17 protein-coding genes and 1 pseudogene are annotated in these 17,687 nt (G+C 71.5%); 6 read left to right on the top strand and 12 right to left on the bottom strand.

Translation table 11 applies throughout. The features are described from left to right. Positions 1-81: 81 nt before the first annotated feature. The 5 genes from CRP52_RS34470 to CRP52_RS34450 form a co-directional block, all read right to left on the bottom strand. Complete coding sequence (locus CRP52_RS34470; RefSeq protein WP_179853126.1) at positions 82-1,797, bottom strand: NaeI family type II restriction endonuclease; 1,716 nt, start codon at positions 1,795-1,797, stop codon at positions 82-84. 475 nt (positions 1,798-2,272) lie between these two features. Continuing rightward, entirely contained in the window at positions 2,273-3,265 is a 993-nt protein-coding gene (locus tag CRP52_RS34465; protein WP_097240769.1) for a UDP-N-acetylmuramate dehydrogenase, read from the bottom strand. Positions 3,266-3,319: 54 nt separating this feature from the next. Continuing rightward, the gene (locus CRP52_RS34460) at positions 3,320-4,363 is read right to left on the bottom strand and encodes a serine hydrolase domain-containing protein (protein ID WP_257033196.1); all 1,044 of its coding nucleotides are present in this window, start codon (positions 4,361-4,363) and stop codon (positions 3,320-3,322) included. A 2-nt stretch (positions 4,364-4,365) separates the two neighbouring features. After that, on the bottom strand, positions 4,366-5,106 hold the full coding sequence (locus CRP52_RS34455) for a hypothetical protein (RefSeq protein ID WP_097240768.1): 741 nt from the start codon (positions 5,104-5,106) through the stop codon (positions 4,366-4,368). A gap of 261 nt (positions 5,107-5,367) precedes the next feature. Further along, the gene (locus CRP52_RS34450; RefSeq protein ID WP_179853125.1) at positions 5,368-6,840 is read right to left on the bottom strand and encodes a S53 family peptidase; all 1,473 of its coding nucleotides are present in this window, start codon (positions 6,838-6,840) and stop codon (positions 5,368-5,370) included. A 429-nt stretch (positions 6,841-7,269) separates the two neighbouring features. Between CRP52_RS34450 and CRP52_RS34445 the strand changes: the two genes are divergently transcribed. After that, positions 7,270-7,764 carry an LppU/SCO3897 family protein gene (locus CRP52_RS34445; RefSeq protein WP_097240766.1) on the top strand — a complete coding sequence of 165 codons (495 nt, stop codon included), beginning with the start codon at positions 7,270-7,272 and terminating at the stop codon, positions 7,762-7,764. 77 nt (positions 7,765-7,841) lie between these two features. On the opposite strand, the gene CRP52_RS34440 is transcribed toward CRP52_RS34445, so the two are convergent. The 3 genes from CRP52_RS34440 to CRP52_RS34430 form a co-directional block, all read right to left on the bottom strand. Further along, complete coding sequence (locus CRP52_RS34440) at positions 7,842-8,702, bottom strand: SDR family NAD(P)-dependent oxidoreductase (protein ID WP_097240765.1); 861 nt, start codon at positions 8,700-8,702, stop codon at positions 7,842-7,844. Positions 8,703-8,818: 116 nt separating this feature from the next. Next, positions 8,819-9,574 (bottom strand): hypothetical protein, encoded by a 756-nt coding sequence (locus CRP52_RS34435; RefSeq protein WP_143685900.1) that lies wholly within the window; start codon positions 9,572-9,574, stop codon positions 8,819-8,821. A 447-nt stretch (positions 9,575-10,021) separates the two neighbouring features. Then, positions 10,022-10,405: a YybH family protein gene (locus CRP52_RS34430; protein ID WP_097240763.1), complete on the bottom strand. Its 384-nt coding sequence runs from the start codon at positions 10,403-10,405 to the stop codon at positions 10,022-10,024. Between the two features lie 104 nt (positions 10,406-10,509). Here CRP52_RS34430 and CRP52_RS34425 point away from each other — a divergent pair, with 104 nt between their 5' ends. Beyond that, the gene (locus CRP52_RS34425) at positions 10,510-11,412 is read left to right on the top strand and encodes a helix-turn-helix domain-containing protein (RefSeq protein WP_097240762.1); all 903 of its coding nucleotides are present in this window, start codon (positions 10,510-10,512) and stop codon (positions 11,410-11,412) included. 40 nt (positions 11,413-11,452) lie between these two features. Here the strand turns inward: CRP52_RS34425 and CRP52_RS34420 are convergent, their stop codons facing one another. Continuing rightward, complete coding sequence (locus tag CRP52_RS34420) at positions 11,453-12,217, bottom strand: class I SAM-dependent methyltransferase (protein WP_097240761.1); 765 nt, start codon at positions 12,215-12,217, stop codon at positions 11,453-11,455. Positions 12,218-12,456: 239 nt separating this feature from the next. On the opposite strand from CRP52_RS34420, the gene CRP52_RS34415 reads away from it, so the two are divergent. Then, a complete protein-coding gene (locus CRP52_RS34415) occupies positions 12,457-13,236 on the top strand; it encodes an SDR family NAD(P)-dependent oxidoreductase (RefSeq protein ID WP_097240890.1) in 780 nt (259 codons plus the stop codon). A gap of 71 nt (positions 13,237-13,307) precedes the next feature. Here the strand turns inward: CRP52_RS34415 and CRP52_RS34410 are convergent, their stop codons facing one another. Further along, complete coding sequence (locus CRP52_RS34410) at positions 13,308-13,754, bottom strand: nitroreductase family deazaflavin-dependent oxidoreductase (RefSeq protein WP_097240760.1); 447 nt, start codon at positions 13,752-13,754, stop codon at positions 13,308-13,310. 276 nt (positions 13,755-14,030) lie between these two features. Here CRP52_RS34410 and CRP52_RS34405 point away from each other — a divergent pair, with 276 nt between their 5' ends. Further along, entirely contained in the window at positions 14,031-14,477 is a 447-nt protein-coding gene (locus CRP52_RS34405; protein ID WP_097240759.1) for a DUF1772 domain-containing protein, read from the top strand. Between the two features lie 16 nt (positions 14,478-14,493). Here CRP52_RS34405 and CRP52_RS34400 read toward each other — a convergent pair whose 3' ends face one another. Next, positions 14,494-15,420 (bottom strand): LysR family transcriptional regulator, encoded by a 927-nt coding sequence (locus CRP52_RS34400; protein ID WP_097240758.1) that lies wholly within the window; start codon positions 15,418-15,420, stop codon positions 14,494-14,496. A 239-nt stretch (positions 15,421-15,659) separates the two neighbouring features. Between CRP52_RS34400 and CRP52_RS34395 the strand changes: the two are divergent. After that, a pseudogene (locus tag CRP52_RS34395) lies at positions 15,660-16,354 on the top strand (type 1 glutamine amidotransferase domain-containing protein). 5 nt (positions 16,355-16,359) lie between these two features. Next, complete coding sequence (locus CRP52_RS34390) at positions 16,360-16,935, top strand: TetR/AcrR family transcriptional regulator (RefSeq protein ID WP_097240757.1); 576 nt, start codon at positions 16,360-16,362, stop codon at positions 16,933-16,935. A 42-nt stretch (positions 16,936-16,977) separates the two neighbouring features. On the opposite strand, the gene CRP52_RS34385 is transcribed toward CRP52_RS34390, so the two are convergent. After that, positions 16,978-17,643 (bottom strand): LysE family translocator, encoded by a 666-nt coding sequence (locus CRP52_RS34385; protein ID WP_097240756.1) that lies wholly within the window; start codon positions 17,641-17,643, stop codon positions 16,978-16,980. Positions 17,644-17,687: the final 44 nt, after the last annotated feature.

Genomic DNA, 17,687 nt, shown 5'->3' with positions numbered 1-17,687 from the left:
GCGATTCTCTGAGCGGCCGCTGAACCCAGTCGGACGGTGGTGAATGAGACCAAAACTGAGACCACAGCTGAGTGCGCTGGTTCAGTAGCGGCGCATCGGTAGCTCCTCGATGGGGTCTTGGAGGCGGGCGGCACACCAGCGTTCTCCCGCCAATAGGGTCGATGGTGTGGAGCCGTGGTCAGGCTGCATTCGGACGAGACGGATGGATAGCCACTGAGAGGGGCCCAGGGCTGGGAGTTGGAGATCACTGATCAACTGATCATCACGGAGGGTTAGAACCAGAATGCCCTCGGGGACGAGTCGTGCGCGGCTCTCACGGGCTCGGCGCTCTCCATGGATAGCAGACCGAGCAAGGGCGACAATGGTTTGTCGGTCGATCGGGCGCCCCTGGATCGAGCGGAACAGGTTATCCACCCGGACCTGGGCGTTCTTATGGCAAGTGATGTTCTCTAGGGTGGCAGCTGGCAGGTCAGCCATTACGCTGATCGGCAGCATGGCCTCGCGGTGCAGCCAGCGAACAGCCGACACTCCTGTAGCACTTAGGTGGCGCTTGCCGTCGCGATTGCCGTACGAGCCCAGGTGCTCAGGAGTTGCCCGCACTATCCCCATGTTCCAGTGGCGACCTTCTTCGCCCACTTCGACCAGGAGACAGACCTGGTTCAGCGCGCTTGCCGGGATACCCCACCCTTGGAGCGTGCTGAAGCGGTAGCGGACTTGGATGCCTGCGACGAGGAAGTCGGTGGGGTGGCCGTCTGGGAAGCCGAATTCGTGCTGAATCAGGTTGGCGGTGATGGCGTGCAGAGAGGATCGCTCCAGGGCGGAGATCTGGCCGAGGTGGAAGCGGCCGGTGCGGGGCCCATCGATCACTCTGTCCATGGCTGCTACCAAGATGGAGGCCATCCGCTGGCCGACGGGGTCTTGGCGCTCGAGCTCGAGGACCACCGCCTGGAGGTCGGTATCGTCGTTGGCCTTGTAGGGGGCGGAGAAGGTGGGGGAGTTCGACGAAGCCGAGGAAGATACCGGGCCCTGCGTCCTACGCTCCAGCTCTTCCCACTCTTCATCCTCTGCTTCCTCGGCAGCCTCCAGCTGGCGCTCCAATGCGGCGCATCGTTCCTCGGCGGTCGCCGCACGGCGCTCGGCCTCAACGAGTTCGTGCTTCAGCTTGTCGAGCAAGCTCTGGAGGCGGTCGCGCTCGGAGCGCAAGCCCTCATAGTTGGTTGACCAGACCGCGAGTTCGGCCCGCTGGGTAAGGCGGTCGGCTGCCGCTGACCGTTCGATAGCCCGGATTTGGACCTCTTGCTCGTCGAGCTGTGAGTGTGCGGCCTTGAGCATGTCGCGAAGGAGGCGTGTCTCCTGCTGGAGTAGTCCGCTGTGCCGCTCTGCCTCAGCGAGCTCGTCTCGGAGGTCCTGGATATCGGCGCTTGTGGGACTTGCAGCGCGTAGGGCCTCGCGTTGCAGCCGGTGGACCAAAGTGCGAGCGTCAACGGTCAGCTCAACGCCGAGATGACGATCACCGTCGAGGATCAGCCTCTCGACGAAGTCGGCTGGTGGGACCAGGACACCGCTGAGGTATCGCGAGATCGTGGAGCGGTCCCAGTTGACGCGTCTCGCGTAGGCGTTGAGGGAAGTACCGACTCTCTGCGCGAGAGCGCGGAGCTCGATCGCGAGCGCGTAGCTCTCTGGGCTGACACTGGTGGGGTCAACGTCCTTCTGAAAGATCATTGTGCGCGCGCCGCGCGGCTGCGGCAGCCACTCGCCCTCGGAGAGATCGATCTCCGCCCCGTCTTGGTTCGCCATCTGCTCCCTCACTCCTCGTCGAGTCGCACCGTTGCATGAAGCCCGCAACGGTGTGCGTGTGCCGCAACACGCTTCCATTCGCAAGGATCGAAACGGCAGATCGCCTGCGAATCCCCGGAGGGAAAACTCTATGCCGCGACACCAGCCGTCCAAGCAGCCCCTGGCCCGCACCGCGATTGGGGTGGGGGCTATCGGCACGGCAAGCGTAGCCGCGCTGGCTGGGGCGCCGTGGTGGGCGATACTCGCAGGTGAGGCCGTGGCCGCCTCGTTGGGGGCACTTCATGCGGTGTTTCCACAGGAATCGGCAGACCGGTTGGAGTGGTGGCGGCTGCGATGGTCGCACACGTCCGAGGCGCACGAATCCCGATGCGATGCCGTCTCTGGAGAAGCCGTCCCACGCTTCGGGCGCCCTGGCCTCTTGACGTACGAGCCGGAGGCCAGGCGCGGCGGAGGCAAGGTCGAATGAGGTGGCGCCTTATGCCCAGGCGCCGACCAACGTCGGCTCGGGCCGGAGCTTGATGCCGGTCGCGATCTCGACCTGGACCGAGAGTTCGCTTAGGGCCAGGGCGAAGCCCGTCGCGGTCGCCCCGTCGTGGGCGGTGAGCGTGAGGGTGCGGCGTTCCGAGCAGCGAATGCCGTCTGCGATCTTGTAGCCGGGGCGGTAGCCGGTGTGCTCCAGCAGCCAGCCGGCGCTGGCTCGCAGCTGCCCGTCGCTGTCGGTGTGGACCGGGCAGCCGGCAGCCGACCAGCGGGCGGCCTGGGCGGCGGAGACGGGCGGGTTGAGGAAGACCGATCCGGCCTGGCGGGCGTCGGAGCCGTGTGGGTCGAGGAGGAGTCCACACCGGTGGCGGTTGGCGAGGACGGCGGCGGTCACCTCGGCGACGGGCAGTCGGGCGCCGACGTGGACGCCGAGTTCGTCGGCGAGCGGCTGGTAGGTGATCGGGGCAGCCGGTGAGCGAGTGAGGTGGAACGTCGCGGTGAGGATGGTCCAGCGGCAAGGGTCGTTCTTGAAGCGGCTGTCGCGGTGGCGGAGGCGGCAGGCTTGGGCGGGCAGGGTCCGCAGGCGGCCCATGTCCCAGTCCCAGGCGGTGAGGTGGTCGAGGGCGTCAGAGACCTGCTGGCCATAGGCTCCGGCGTTCTGGACGGGGGCGGCGCCGACAGTGCCGGGTATGCCGGCCAGGCACTCGATTCCGGCGAGGTGTTCGGCTGTGGCCCACTGGACGAGGTCGGCGAGCGGGTGGCCGGCCTGGACAGTCGCGGCCACCGTGTCGTCGTTCACCCGCTTCACGGTGATGCCCCGGGTGTTCATCACGGCGACGGTGCCCTCGTGGCCGGTGTCGGAGGCGATGACATTGCTGCCGTGGCCGAGGGTGAGGGGTGAGGTCCTCCTGCCGGTCGCCGATCGTCCGGACCAGTTCGAACCAGTCGTCGGGGTCGGCGACCTGCAGGACGTTGCTGGCGGGGCCACCGAGCCGCAGGGTGGTGAGGGACGCGAGCGTGGTGCGGGGCACGGGTGGCCCTCCTAGGGTTCGTCGGTGATCGCCTTGAGGGCGAGGGCCCGCAGCGGGGCAAGGCGGGTGCGGTTGTCCCGGTGGTGGTAGACGGCGTTGGTGCAGATGGCCAGGTAGCGGCCGGTGGTCGGGGCGAGGTAGAGGCTGGTGCCGGTGAAGCCGTGGTGGTAGGCGACTCGGCCCTCGTCGGCGAGAATCCAGGCCAGGCCCCGGTCGAGGCCGGGCTCGATCGCGGCCTGCGGTCGCATGCTGTAGGCGAGCCAGCGACCCAGGGGCTCGTCGGTGGCGTGCGAGGCCAGCAGGTGGGTGGCGAAGGTGGCGAGGTCTGCGGGGGTGGTGAACACCCCGGCGTGTCCGGCGACGCCGCCGAGCAGGGCGGCGTTGTCGTCGTGCGGCATCCCCCACAGCCGGGGCCCGCCGTTCAACCGCTGCTCGGTCGGGGCGACCTGAGCGGAGCGGGGCACCGGTCCGTAGGTCGTTCCTGTCATGCCGAGGTCCTGCCAGAGCTCGGCTGCCAGCTCGTCCAGGCGCTGGCAGCGGTAGTGGGCCAGGGCCAGGCCGAGGAGGATGAAACCGCGGTTGATGTAGCGGTGACCGGCTCCGGGCTCGGCGATCAGGTCTTCGCCGCAGATGAGTTCGGCCAGCGGCTCGGTGCGGCCCCGGTACTGGTCGAGGCGAGTGTCGGCCCGCAGGCCGGAGGTGTGGGCCAGAATCTGGCCGACCGTCACCCGGCCGCCGGGGGCCTCGGCCGGGATGCCGGTCAACAGTTCGCGGATCGGGGTGTCCAGGGTGAAGCCGTCCGTGAGAGAGGTGCCGACCAGCGGCCAGGTGGCCAGGACCTTCGTCAGCGAGGCCACGTCGTACACCGTGTCCGGCCCCGGCCGGGCGTCGCCGCACTCGGGGGCGACGACGCCGGAGGCCAGGTAGCCGGGCTCGGTGTCGAAGGTGCCGTGGGCGATGACCCCGCCGGGCACGGTGCCGTCAGCGGTCATCAGGTCCAGGCACTCGCGCAGGTCGGCGAGCGTGTTCGGGGTCCACGGCACGGTGTTGGTCACGGCTACTCCTGGTCGATCGTCAGGTGGGTACCGAGCGCGGCCAACTTCGGCAGCAGGCTGCCGTATCCGCGCCGCAGGTGATACATCCCTCGGATCGTAGAGGTGCCTTCGGCTGCCAGGGCGGCGATCACGAGAGCGGTCACCGCCCGGATGTCTTCCCCGGTCACGTCGGCGCCGGTGAGGGCGGACCGGCCCCGGACGGTGATCACCGAGCCGGTTGCGTTGACGGCGGCGCCGAACGCGGCCAGGGCGGGCAGGTGGGTGTCGCGCTGGGTGTAGATCCGTTCGTCGATGCGGGAGGTGCCCTCGGCCTGGGTGAGGAAGGCGGTCAGCTGCGGCTGCACGTCGGTCGGGAAGCCCGGGTGCGGGCCGGTGGCCATCTGTACAGGCCGCGGCCCCGCCGGGGTACTGACGGCCGTTCCGCCGTCCAGCGGGTCGAGCTGGATTCCGGCGTCGGCGAACACCGACACCAGCCCGTCCGGGAACGCGGCCGGCGGGAAGCCGTCCAGGTGGACGGTGCCGCCGGTGATGGCGGCGGCCAGCGCGAGGGTGGCGGCCTCCAGCCGGTCCGGTGGGACGGTGAACACCCCGCCCCGGATGCGGTCGGTGCCGGTGACGTTCAGCGCCGTCCTGCCGCGCCACTCGATGCCGACGCCGGCTTGCGAGAGCAGGGCGGCGGTGTGGGTGACCTCGGGTTCCACACTGGGGTTGAGGATCGCGGAGGTGCCCGGGGGTAGGTCCATCACCCGCTCGGGACTGGCAGATTCGAGCGTCCGGTGCACTGCCTGCGCAGGGCTGCACCCATTTCCTCGGGGCCAGCACCGTCGTCCGGTGATGGCCCCGAAGGGGTTCCGCCAGTGGTTCCAGCACGCGCCGGATTCGGAGGTTGCCCCCAACACGCTTTCCAAGCCTGCGCGTACCACCTCGCCCCGTCGGGCCGCGGCTCGACGGGGCGAGGTGGTCAGGCGCCCGGGAGGGTCGGGGTCACCCGGTGTTGGTCGGGGTCATCCGGTGTGGGCGGCGCGGACCAGGTCGGGCAGGAGCTTCGCCGCGTCGGGGGTGCCGAGACCGGTGATCGGGTCCCAGCCGGCGGTGGCGGGGTAGCCGGGTACCGCCGGGTCGGCGGTGTTGTTGCCGAGCGTGACGTCGTGGAAGTCGGCCGCGTACTTCGCCGGGTCGGCGCCCAGCTTGTACAGGGCCGGGTTGATCTGGCCGAGGCCGCCGCCGTTGATCTGGTCCGCGATCGAGACCAGGCCGGCCCACTGCGGGCAGGACAGCGAGGTGCCGCCGATGTCGTACCAGCCCGCGCTGCACGGAGTGCCACCGCAGTTGAGGCCGGCGGAGCCGTCCGGAGGCAGGGAGAGGTAGACCAGCGCGCCGGTGGCGGAGGCGGCCTGCAGGGACACGTCCGGCACGCCGCGCTTGGCGCCGATCGGGGTGGAGCCGGCGGGCAGCGCCGACTGGTAGGCGGGCTTGTCGAAGACCTGGCTGAAGCCGCCGCCCGCGAAGGTCCAACCGACCTCGGCCGCACCGGGGTTGGCCTGGCACTTGGACGGGTTGTCGGTGCTGTCCGCGGTCCGGCTGCCGGTCGCGGTGGGGTCGGTGCACAGGTACGTGCCGCCGACGCCGGTCACCAGCGGGTCGGAGGCCGGCCACTCGACCGCCGGGTCCGGGAGGGTGGTACCGCCCTGCTTCACCGGCGTCTTCTTCGAGCCGGTCGAGCCGTCGTCGCCGGAGGAGCCGAGCACCGTGACGCCGTTCAGCGCCGCCGACTTGAAGGCGTGCCGAAGGGGCTCGATCGACTGGGCGCTGCCGAACGCGCCCTCGGCGGAGGCGAAGGACTGCGAGATGACGTTCGCCAGGTGGTGGTCGACCACGTACTGCTCGGCGTCCATCATGACGGGGAAGCCCTGGACGCCGAGCGTCTCCGCGGTGGGAGTGGCGACCAGCAGGATGTTGGCGCCGGGCGCGATCGCGTGCGCGGTCTCGACGTCGAGCGCGACCTCCAGCGCCCAGGCGGCCTTGTCCTCCTGGCCGGTGCCATGGCTGGTGGACGGCGGCGCGGTGGTGCCCGGCGCGCCCTGGACGTGCAGGGTGCTGAAGGTCGGCATGCCCGGCTGGCAGGTCACGCCCTCCTCGCCGCACATCGCCTGGATGCCGAAGGCCTGGTCGAAAACGTGCAGGTCGTGCGCCATGGTGTCGCTGCCGTACGAGTCGACGATGGCGATCGTCTGTCCGCGGCCGTCATGGCCGTCGGCGTACAGCGGGCCGAGGTTGTAGGCGGCCCGGATCGCCTGCGGGGTGAAGCAGCGGCGTCCCGCCGTCGCGCACTGTGCCTGGGTGGGGGGCGTCGTGCCGGTCGACACCTGGGTGTAGTCGGCCACCGCGGGGTGCACCACCGGGTATCCGGCGGCCACGGCACTGCCGACGGTGGGGACGGCGAACGCGCCGGAGGCCGCGAGGGCCAGGGTGCTCACGCCGGTCAGGAGCATCCGGCGTATGGATGGTGCCTTCAAATCGTCCTCCATGAGGGTTGGTTGGGGGACATCGGCCGGTGCCCCGGGTCGGATCGGACGACACCGGGCACGTGGGGCCACCGGGACACGCGGTCACGGACGGGCGCGAGTGTAGGGGCGCGAGCAGCCCGCCCTCAATGGCCCGTCGGGCAAAAGTTCCCCCACCCGTCCCCTTCCCTCCCCCGCGCGATCCGGCGCCCGTTCCGGCGCTCGGTCCGGCGCTGTCGACCGTGCCGACCGTGGAGGTCAAGGCCAGGCAAAGTGCGGGAATTGTGCGGGGATCCTCCGTTGTGCCGATCCGCGGATCGAGGGGGTTCGTCGCCTGACTATTCTTCGGTGATCACCGTTCAGGTGGTCATTCGCATTCGCCAGCCACGGGGGTCACCGCTCATGTCCGCACCGCCGCCCTACCCGCACCAGCCCTACGGTCAGCCGCCGGCCCCGCAGCCCTACGCCGGCCAGCCGCCCGCGCCCGGGCCGCGCCCGCCGGCCGGGCCGTCGGGACCGCGGCGGCGCAGTCCGCTGCACTCGCTGCTGTCCGTCGGCATCGTGCTGGCGGTCTTCGGTGGCGGCGCCTGGTACGTGTGGGACTACAACACCAGCCCCACCGGCGGCAAGGCCAAGGCGGAGGCGACGCGGTCCGCGCAGGCCGCGGAGGCCAAGACGCACGACCCGAACATCGGTGACTGCGTCAAGATCGCCGACCCGGAGGGGGATCCGCAGCCGACCATCGTGGACTGCACCTCCCCCGAGGCCCAGTACAAGACGGCGGACCGGCTGATCGGCGCGGACAAGCACTGCGGCAAGGAGTTCGACTACGGCATCCGGTACTCCTCCCGCCGCAGCACCGACTTCACGCTCTGCTTCACCAAGGTCCGCCGCTGAGCCTGCTCCTGAGGGTCGACCGGGTGGCGTTCCCGGCCGCCGGCGGGCGCCGGCGGCCGGGAGCAGGGGCCGTGGGGTCAGCCCGCGGAGTCACGCGGGTCGATGCGGTAGGCGAAGGGCAGGGTTCCCGGGTCCAGGGCGGTGGCGCCGCCGTCGACGGTGAGGGTCGCGCCGTTGACGAAGGAGGCGGCCGGGGACAGCAGCCAGGCGATGGCCTCGGCGACCTCGCGCGGGTCGGCGGGGCGGCCCGCCGGGATCAGCCGGGTGGCTTCGGCGTAGGCCGCGTCCGTGCCGCTGCCCGTGCCGCCGTCGCGGCCACCGTCGCCGTCGCCGTCGCCGCCGCCCAGCTGCGCCTCCTCGGCGAAGCGGGCCATCCGGCGGTCGGCCATCTCGGTGCGCACCCAGCTGGGGCACACCGTGTTGGCCCGCAGCCCGCTCGCGCCGTAGTCGACCGCGAGTGAGCTGCACAGCTGCAGCAGGGCCGCCTTGGACGCGGCGTAGGCGGCGTTGCGCATGCCGTTGCGCAACGCCGAGACGGAGGCGACGGCGACGACGGCTCCGCGGGCCCGCAGCAGGTGCGGCAGGGCCGCGCGCATCGTGAGGAACGGGCCGGTGAGATTGGTGCGCAGCACCAGGTCCCAGTCCTCGTCGGAGGTCTCGCCGACGCCGCCGCCGCGGCCGACCCCCGCGTTGACCACCAGTCCGTCGATGCGCCCGTAGCGGGCGACGGTGCTCTGCACGAGGTCGCGCACGGCGTCGGGGTCGGTCGTGTCGGCCGGGTGCGCCACTGCGCCGGTCTGCCGGGCGATGCGCTCCAGCGGCTCGCTCCGCCGCCCGGAGACGACGACCTGGTGGCCGCTCTCCCGCAACAACCCGGCGGTGGCCGCGCCGATGCCCGTGCCACCCCCGGTCACGATCACAACTCGCTGCTCCGTCATGCGACTTCCCCTCCGATCGACCACCAACTGTCCGTGCTGCCCCAGCTGTACCACAGGCGGTACGACGGCGGGCGAGCGGGCCGTGCGGGTGATCGCGAAATCGGCCTGCCAGCGGGCTACTGCGGACGGTGGCCGGTGAGCTGTTCCCACCTGTCGAATGCCGCGTCCAGTTCCTGACGGGCACGAGGGATGCGCTTGTCCGACTTCTGACCGGCCTCCACCTCGGCCATCCGGTCCCGTGCCCGGTCCTGGCCGGCCGTGTCGGCTTCCGCCGCACGCAGCTCGGCCTCGGCCTGCGGCACGCGCGCCTGCCGCTCGGCCCTGGCGATCTTCTCGTCGGCGGAGGCGTTGAACACCTCGACGACGAACCTGCGCACCTCGGCCTCCGGCACCTCCTCCAGGGAGACGGACACCATCTCCCGGCGGCCGTCCGGAAGCGCCACATACACGTGACCGATTCCGTCCGAGTACTCGTCACGGACCGAGACCTCGGGCAGCGGGCACTCGATCTCGCGGCCGTCCACCTCCACCACCAGCACGTGCTCGTACAGCCACAGCACACGTCCGACCGACGACCGAAGCATGCCCCGTCCGGGTGACCGGAGCCGGGCCAGGTGCGTCTCGGCCTGGGCAATACGGCTCCGGCGGGCGCGCTCGGCGGCGTCGACTCCTGCGCGGGCCGCAGCGAGGGCGCGTTCCGCTTCGCGGCGCAGCTCCCGCAGCCTGCCTCGGGCCGCGTCCAGGTCGCGCCGCTGCCCGGCGTACTCCGTGCTCAGGGCATAGCGCCAGCCGCCGGGGTAGCGCTGCCGCAGCCAGACCGCCACGCCGCCGACCACCAACGCGGCCAGCACCATCCAGCCCACGGACGCCATCGGCCCGCTCCCTTGCTCCAGTGGCCGGCCGTTCGGCCGGTCCCGGACCGGATCGTACGAACCGTCGCCGGCCCGCACACGAGAATCCGCGAATCCCGCTCAGGACCAGCGCGGATACCCGCACAGTGGTACGAACGCGCCACTCGGATTCGGCGAGCCGTCGTGGTGGAGACGGCAGGGATAGCCCGTACGACGGTGCCGGCCGGTTCCCCAGGCGGCACCTGCGCCAAGGCAGCTCCTTCGCCGGCCGGGTGCGAGCGTGGTGTCAGCGAGGTCAGCAGGGCCAGCGGGGTCAATGGTGCCGGTGGTGCCTGTGGTGCCCGTGGTGTCAGTCGAGGTCCGGCGGCCCGCCGGGTGGTCGGCAAACCGGCCGCCTGTGCCCACCCGCCCCGGCGCGGGTGGGCACAGGCGGCCCTGGGACCCCGGCGGGGCCGGGGGTGTGGCCGGTCAGGCGGTGCCGAGGGGGTTCAGGAGGGCGAAGTGCCAGTGGCCGTCGGTGTTCTGGCGGGCGATGTTGGCGGTGGTGCCGGTCGGGGCGATCCGGTCGCCGGACGGGGTGTCGATCTCCAGGGTCCAGTCGGTGACCAGCAGTGCGGTGCCCGCGCCGACGAGGGTGTGCCGCTGGACGTTCGTCAGCCTGCCGCGCGCGGCGACGGTGCCGCCGATCTCCGCGCGCAGCGCCTCGGTGCCGGTGATGTGCTCGCCGGTCACCGTGCGCATGGCCGCGCCCGGCGCGAACAGGGCCAGGACGGCGTCGACGTCGCCGGCGTTCAGGGCCTCCTCGAAAGCCTTGGGCAGCTGCACGGGGTCGGTGATGACGGGGGACGACATGGTGGAAGGTCCTCGCTTCTCGATGGGGTCGGCGGCCCTCGGCTGCCGTGCCTCCACGATCCCGCCCAGGCTGCCCGGGCGGCGAGGTAGGGTCGGGACTCACCATGGTCGAAAATGGACAGCGCGACGTCGTCGACATCGCCTACGACAACCCGGACCGACGGCACACCGGCATCGAGGTCCTGAGCTTCGATGCGCTGAAGGCGCGTCTGAAAAGCTCGGTGGCCCGGCGGCCCAGCCGTCTCGACTTCCACCAGCTCGTGCTCGTGCGCGACGGCGAGGGCACGGTGATGGTCGATTTCGTCCGGTACCCGTGCGCCCGCGGCACGCTGCTGCACCTGCGCCCGGGCCAGGTGCAGCGCCTGCCGTCCGACGCGAGCGGCCGACCGGCGGACCTCGACGCCTCGCTGCTCCTGTTCACACCGGACTTCCCGCCGCCCCTGCCCGCGGCCCACCGGGTGCTCGACGGCTTCGGGCCCGTCGCGTGGCAGCTGCCGCCCACCGACTTCGGCGCGTTCGACCGGGCCACGGCCGAGCTGGAAGCGGAGTACGCCGCGCTCCAGGCCGCGCAGGCCACGGAGGCCGCCACCGACCTGACGGGTGTTCTCCTGCGCCAGCTCCTCGGCGCGTTCCTCATCCGCATCGCACGGATCCCGGGGCCGGACCCGGCCGCAGGCCCGGCAGCCGGCCCCGACGTCCACCTCGCCTTCCGGCGCGAGCTGGAACGATCCTTCGCCGCCACCCGCTCGGTCGAGGACTACGCCGCCCGTCTCGGCTACTCCCCCCGCACCCTCACCCGCGTCTGCCTGGCCGCCACCGGCCGCACCGCCAAGCAGCTCGCCGACGCCCGCGTGGCCCTCCAGGCGCAGCGCCTCCTCGCCCACACCGATCTGCCGGTCGCCGCGATCGGCCGCACCCTCGGCTTCAGCGAGCCGACCAACTTCGGCAAGTTCTTCCTCCGCGAAACCGGCCTCACCCCGGGCGACTTCCGCCGCGCCCAGCGCTGACTGCGCGCCTCACGCGTCTCGACTCGCGGGAATGCCACCCCTATGCGGGGCGCCGGCGTGCGAGGTGGACGGTGATGTCGGCGGCGATCTCGACCGTCCCCGGCAGGACGCGGGTGATCGCGTCGAACGCCTGCAGGCGTGTCGGTAGGGGCAGTTGGAGGTACGCGGAGATGGTCGACAGGTGGCCGACGTAGTCGGGGGCGCTCATCGTCAGGCGCCGCTCGATGACGTGCTGCCGGACGTCGTGGAACAGCGGGGACCGTTGCAGTTCCGTACCCGGCCACTGCATCTGCTCGTCCGGTGCCGTCCCGTCGGGGGACGGGATCTCGTCGCTGTCCAGGAACGGCGCCCGCGCGGCGCGTACGGACTCCTCGACGGCCGGGTCGGCGAGCTGCACCGGGCCGCCGAACGAGGCGAACACGCCCTCCGGCTCCAGCAGCGCTGCCACCTTCGACCACCGGCCCTCGGGGCGTGTCCAGTGCAGGGCCGCCGCCGCGTAGACCAATCCGTGGGTTCCGCCCGGCCGCAGGTCCTCGAAGGAGGCCCGCACGGGCGTCACGTTCGCGGGCACGGCCCGGTTCAGCTCGGCGAGCATGGCGGCGTCGGGCTCCGTCGCCGTGACCGCGACCCCGTGCCCGGCGAACAGGCGGGTCGCCTTGCCCGTCCCCGCGCCGATCTCCAGGGCCGTCCGAACCGGCCGACCCGCGTACGTCATCACCACCTCGAAGAGCTCCTCGGGATACCCCGGCCGGAACCTTTCGTAGGCTTCCGCGACCGCGCCGAAGCTCAGAGCACGAGCAGACATGCCGAGCATCCTGGCACGAACGGCCGGACGGCGCGGGGCCTTTTCCGGCAGCCCGAAGGGGCGGCGACCTTGGCTTCACCGTTCCTCGGGGCGGCGGTGGTTCCGCGCTTCGTCTCCGGGCATGGATGAGTGGGTGTCCGGCATCGGGCCGTGACGGGAATCGGATCCGGATCCGCTTCGGCAAAGGCAACGGCAAAGGCCGAGGCCGAGGCCGGGACGGCGGGAGGGGAGCGGTGATCGTGGGGGAACTGGACGGCAGGACGGCGCTGGTGACCGGCGGCTCGCGCGGGATCGGGCGGGCGATCGCGCTGCGGCTGGCCGCCGACGGGGCGCTGGTCGCGGTGCACTACGGCAGCAACGGGGAATCGGCCGCGGAGACCGTGGAGCTGATCGCGAAGGCCGGCGGCCGGGCGTTCGCGGTGCGGGCGCGGTTCGGCGAGAACGGCGCGCCGGAGGAGTTGTCGGAGGGGCTGACGGCCGGGCTGGCCGAACACGGCGAGGACGGCCTGGACGTCCTGGTCAACAACGCCGGTATCCACCTGACCGGTTCGATCGGGCAGATCACCGAGGAGGAGTTCGACCGGGTGATGGCGATCAACGTGCGCACGCCCGTCTTCGTGATCCAGCGGGTGCTGCCGCTGCTGCGCGACGGCGGGCGGATCGTGAACGTGGCCTCGGCGGCGACCCGGATCGGCTCGCCCCTCCAGGTCGGCTACACCGTGAGCAAGGCCGCGCTGGCGGCTCTCGCGGCACCGCTCGCCAACGACCTCGGCCGGCGCGGGATCACCGTGAACACCGTCAACCCGGGGGTGGTCCTCACCGACATGACGTCCGCATGGACGAGCGCCCCCGCGGCGATGGCCGGGCTGGAGGCGATCACCGCTCTGGGCCGGATCGGCCGGCCCGAGGACGTCGCGGACGTCGTGGGCTTCCTGGCGGGACCGCAGGGCCGCTGGGTGACCGGCCAGACCATCGACGCCTCCGGCGGCACGTACCTCGGGCCGATCCCGCCGGCGTGACGGCGTGACGGCGTGACGGCATGACAGGAACGCCGGGGGGTGCCCGCCGATGGCGGGCACCCTTCACCGCCCTACCCGCGCACGGGCTCCAGCACGAAGACGGGGATCACCCGGTCCGTCTTCTCCTGGTACTCGGCGTACGGCGGGTACGCGGCGACCGCGCGCTCCCACCACTCGGCTTTCTCGTCCCCGGTGACCTCACGGGCCGTCATGTCCTGCCGTACGGGCCCGTCCTGGAGCTCCACGTGCGGGTCGGACGTGACGTTGAAGTACCAGACCGGGTGGCGCGGGAAGCCGCCCTTCGAGGCCACGGCCGCGTACCGCCCCTCGTGCTCCACGCGCATCAACGGGGTCTTGCGGATCTTGCCGCTCTTCGCGCCGCGCGTCGTGAGGATGATGACCGGCAGGCCCGTGTCCCGGAGCGTCGTTCCCCGGGTGCCGCCCGAACTCTCGTACAGCTCGACCTGATCGCGCACCCACTGTGCCGGACTCGGCTCGTACTCGCCCTCAAGAGGCATCGCATGCACCCCGTCGTCGCGTCATGAAGTGTGGTGTCCGGCAGGTGTCCGAGCCCGCTTCGGCCGGAAGCACCTCCCAGGCGGGGAAGCATATCGGGTGCCGCCTTCGTGTTCCCGGCAAACGCGGTGGTCGTTCGACGGGCACAAGGCAGGCATCGGGCATCAGCCGGACACGATTCGACCCTAGCGCCGCTAGACAATCAAGCGGCAGCAGTACTAGCGTTGCCTCATCGCCTAGCGGCACTAGATCTGCACTGGATTCCAGGAGGGGCAGCCATGCTCGACGCACTCGAAATCCTCACCACCGTGCTCGTCGGCCTGATGGTGGGCGTGGAGTTCTCCGTCGCCTTCGTCATGAACCCGATCTTCAACGCCCTCCCCGACGACAGCAACCAGCGCGCCCGCAGCCACGGCGGCCGGATGCTCGGCGCCGTCATGCCGGTCTGGTACATCGGCTCACTCCTCCTCGTCGTGATCTGGGCCGTCGCCGGCTGGCACCGCCCCGGCGCCGGACTCGTCGTCACCTCCGGCGCGCTGCTGGTCCTCAGCGTGGTCATGTCGCTCCTGCTGCTCGTCCCGATCAACAACCGGGGCAAGACGTGGACCGCCGAGAACCGGCCCGACGACTGGAAGGAGCAGATGAACCGCTGGGACCGCTACCACTACGCCCGCGTCGCCGTCATCGTCGCCGCCTTCACCCTGATCGTCACCGCCCTCACCTGAGACTGCGGGCCCACGATCACCGGTGTGATGACCCCTGGACGGAGCGCAGCAGGTGGTCGCGAACCAGCGCGACGTGGGGATTCGTGGACGACCCCGGGCGCTGGACCAGGAAGCCGGTGTTGATCGGTGGGTCGTCCGGATCGTTGAGGAGGGCCAGGGCGCCTGAGGCCAGGTCGTCGGCGCACAGGTAGCGCGGCAGCACGCTGAACCCGGCGCCGCCGACGACGGCTGCCCTGACGGCCCTCAGGTCGGGCACGGTGACGGTCGGACTGCAGGTCAACCGCCTGCCGAAGACATGGCGCCAGTAGCGGCGGACGATCGGCAGGTCCTCGGCGTACGACACGAGCGGCACTCCGTGCAGCGCTGCCGGTCCCTCGGTGGCAAGGCGCGAGCCGATCCGTTCGGCCCATGAAGGTGCGGCGACCAGGACGAATTCCTCGTCGGCCAGCGGTACGGAGGCGAGCGCGCGGCCGCGTGGGCGCAGGGTGGCCACCACCAGGTCGTGCCGGCCGGCGCGCAGTCCGTCGAGCAGATCGTCGGTGAGGCCGAAGGCGACGCGCAGGCGCACCCCCTTGTCGACGAGCGGGGCGAGCGTCGGCATGACGCAGTGCGTGAGGTACTCGGCGGGCCCCGCCAGGTGCACGGGCTCCGCGTCGCTCTCGCCGAAGAGGGCGCCGCCGCCGACCGGGCCGAGGGCGTCCAGCGGCTCCATGACCCGCGCGGCCAGCTCGTCGGCGAACGGGGTCGGGGCGACACCGCGGGACAGCCGCTCGAACAGCTCCCGGCCCAGCTGGCTCTCCAGCGAGCGGATCTGCGTCGTCACCGTCGGTTGTGAAAGGCCCAGCACGCGGGCGCCCGCGGTGAAGGTGCCGGCGCGGTACACGGCGAGGAACGTGCGCAGCAGGTTCAGATCGAGAAGGCCGCTGCCTTGCGGCGACGGCATTCCCGACTGCCCATTGGAATCCCTATCTCTCACATGCACGAGCCTATTGGATTCCGATGGGGTAGACGTTCTACCTTCGAGGACGTCGCCACACTGACGAACCGAGTGCGAAGTGTCAGTGCTTCGGAAACGTCAGCAGCGGCGGCGACGCACCGTCCCCGATCCCTACGGATCGGCGACGCACCGCGTTCCCGATCCCTACGGCCCGTACGGGCTCCGCACCCTCGGAGAACCACCTCATGTCGAAGATCCTCTTCGTCGTCACCGGCGCCGACCACTGGACGCTGGCCGATGGCACCAAGTACCCCACCGGCTTCTGGGCCGAGGAGGCCGTCGCTCCGTACGAGGCCTTCAAGGCGGCCGGTCACGAGATCGTGGTCGCCACGCCCGGCGGTGTCGTTCCCGCCGTCGACAAGGGCAGCCTCGCCCCTGAGGTCAACGGTGGCCAGGAGAACGCCGACCGCATCGCCGACGCCCTGGCCGGCTTCGGCGAGCTGCAGTCGCCGATCAAGGTCGCGGACGTGGACCTCGACGACTACGCGGCCGTCTTCTACCCCGGCGGCCACGGCCCCATGGAGGACCTTGCGGTCAACGCCGACTCCGGCCGCCTCCTCACCGTCGCCCTGGAGTCCGGCAAGCCGCTCGGGTGGTCTGCCACGCCCCGGCCGCGCTGCTGGCGGCCGTCAGGGCCGACGGCACCAACGTCTTCGCCGGCTACGACGTCGCCGCCTTCACCAACGCCGAGGAGACCCAGGCGGGCTTCGCGGACAAGGCGAAGTGGCTGCTCCAGGACCGCCTCACCGAGGCCGGCGTGAACGTCCGGGTCGGCGAGCCGTGGGCGCCGAACGTGATCGTCGACCGCAACCTGGTCACCGGCCAGAACCCGGCCTCCTCCGCCCCGCTCGCTGCCGAGCTGCTCAAGAAGCTGGCCTGACCCCGATGGGCACCGACCGGCTCGACGAGGTCCTCGACGCCACGTACGACTGCCTGACCAGGTACGGCGTGCGGCGCACCACGATGGACGACATCGCCACCACCATGGGCGTGTCCCGGTCCGCGGTCTACCAGTACGTCCGCAGCAAGGACGACGCCTTCCGGCGGCTCGCCGAGCGCCTGCACGCGCAGGCGCTCGCGCGGGCCCGCCGGGCAGCGGCCGACAGCGCGGTACCGTACGCCGCCCGTGTCCGGGGCGTCCTCGCCGCCAAGCTCGAACTCGTCCTCGCCCTGTCCGAGGACTCCCCGCACACGGCCGAACTCCTCGACGACAAGGCCCGCCTCTTCGGCGGGATATGTTCCGCCTTCACCGCCGAGCTGCGCCACCTGCTCACCGGCCTCTTCGCCGTGGCGGGCACCGTCGAAGGGGTCGGGCCCGCCGAGGCGGCGGACGTCTGCATCGCGCTCGTGGTCGGCCTGGAGAACGCGACGGACGCGCACCGCCTGCTGCCCGTGGGATCCGATGCCCTCGTGGCCGGCCTGCTGGGCCAGCCCGTCTCCACCGTGACCGCGGGCAGCTGAGGCTCGGCCGGAGGATCGTAGGGTGGCCGCAGGCCGTTGTGGTCAGTCCGCCGCGAGGGCCAGCTTGATGCCGAAGGCGACGAGGACCGTGCCGGTGATCGCGTCGATGGCGCGCTGGACCGAGGCGCGGTTGAGCCAGCGGCGGACGAGGTGGGTGCCGAAGATCAGGGCGCTGAACCAGACCAGCCCCTCCAGGTCGTGGACGGTCGCCAGGACGACGCCCATCGGCAGGTGCGGGGCACCGCTGGGGATGAACTGGGGCAGCATCGCCATGTAGAAGACGCCGTTCTTGGGGTTCAGCAGGCTGGTGCCCAGGCCGCGGGCCCAGGACCGCGCCCAGGTCGCCTCCGCGGTCGTGGCCTCCTGCGCTCCGTCCGCCGTGCCGGCCGTCTCCCCCGACACGGGGCGGCCGCGCTGCTTGAGCGTCCGGCGGAGCATGCCGATGCCCAGCCACGCCAGGTACCCGGCGCCGGCCACGCGCAGCGCGTCGTACAGCAGGTGGGAGGCGGTGAGCACCGCGGTGGCGCCGACCGCGGCGGCCACGCCCCAGACGAGGACGCCGCAGAGGATCCCCAGCGCCGTCGCGAAGGCCCGGCGCCGGCCCAGGGTGATGGCGGAGCGCAGCACCAGGGCGGTGTCCAGTCCCGGCATGATGGTCAGCATGCCGGCGACCACGGCGAAGGAGGCGATGGCAGAGGTAACGGTCATTCGGCCATCCTGGGGCCGCGGTCGCGATCCCGTCCAACGCGCTC

This window comes from Streptomyces sp. 1331.2 (assembly GCF_900199205.1).
Lineage (GTDB): Bacteria > Actinomycetota > Actinomycetes > Streptomycetales > Streptomycetaceae > Kitasatospora.
Note: the sequence above shows the minus strand (reverse complement) of the source record. Positions and strands in the feature narration are given on the sequence as shown.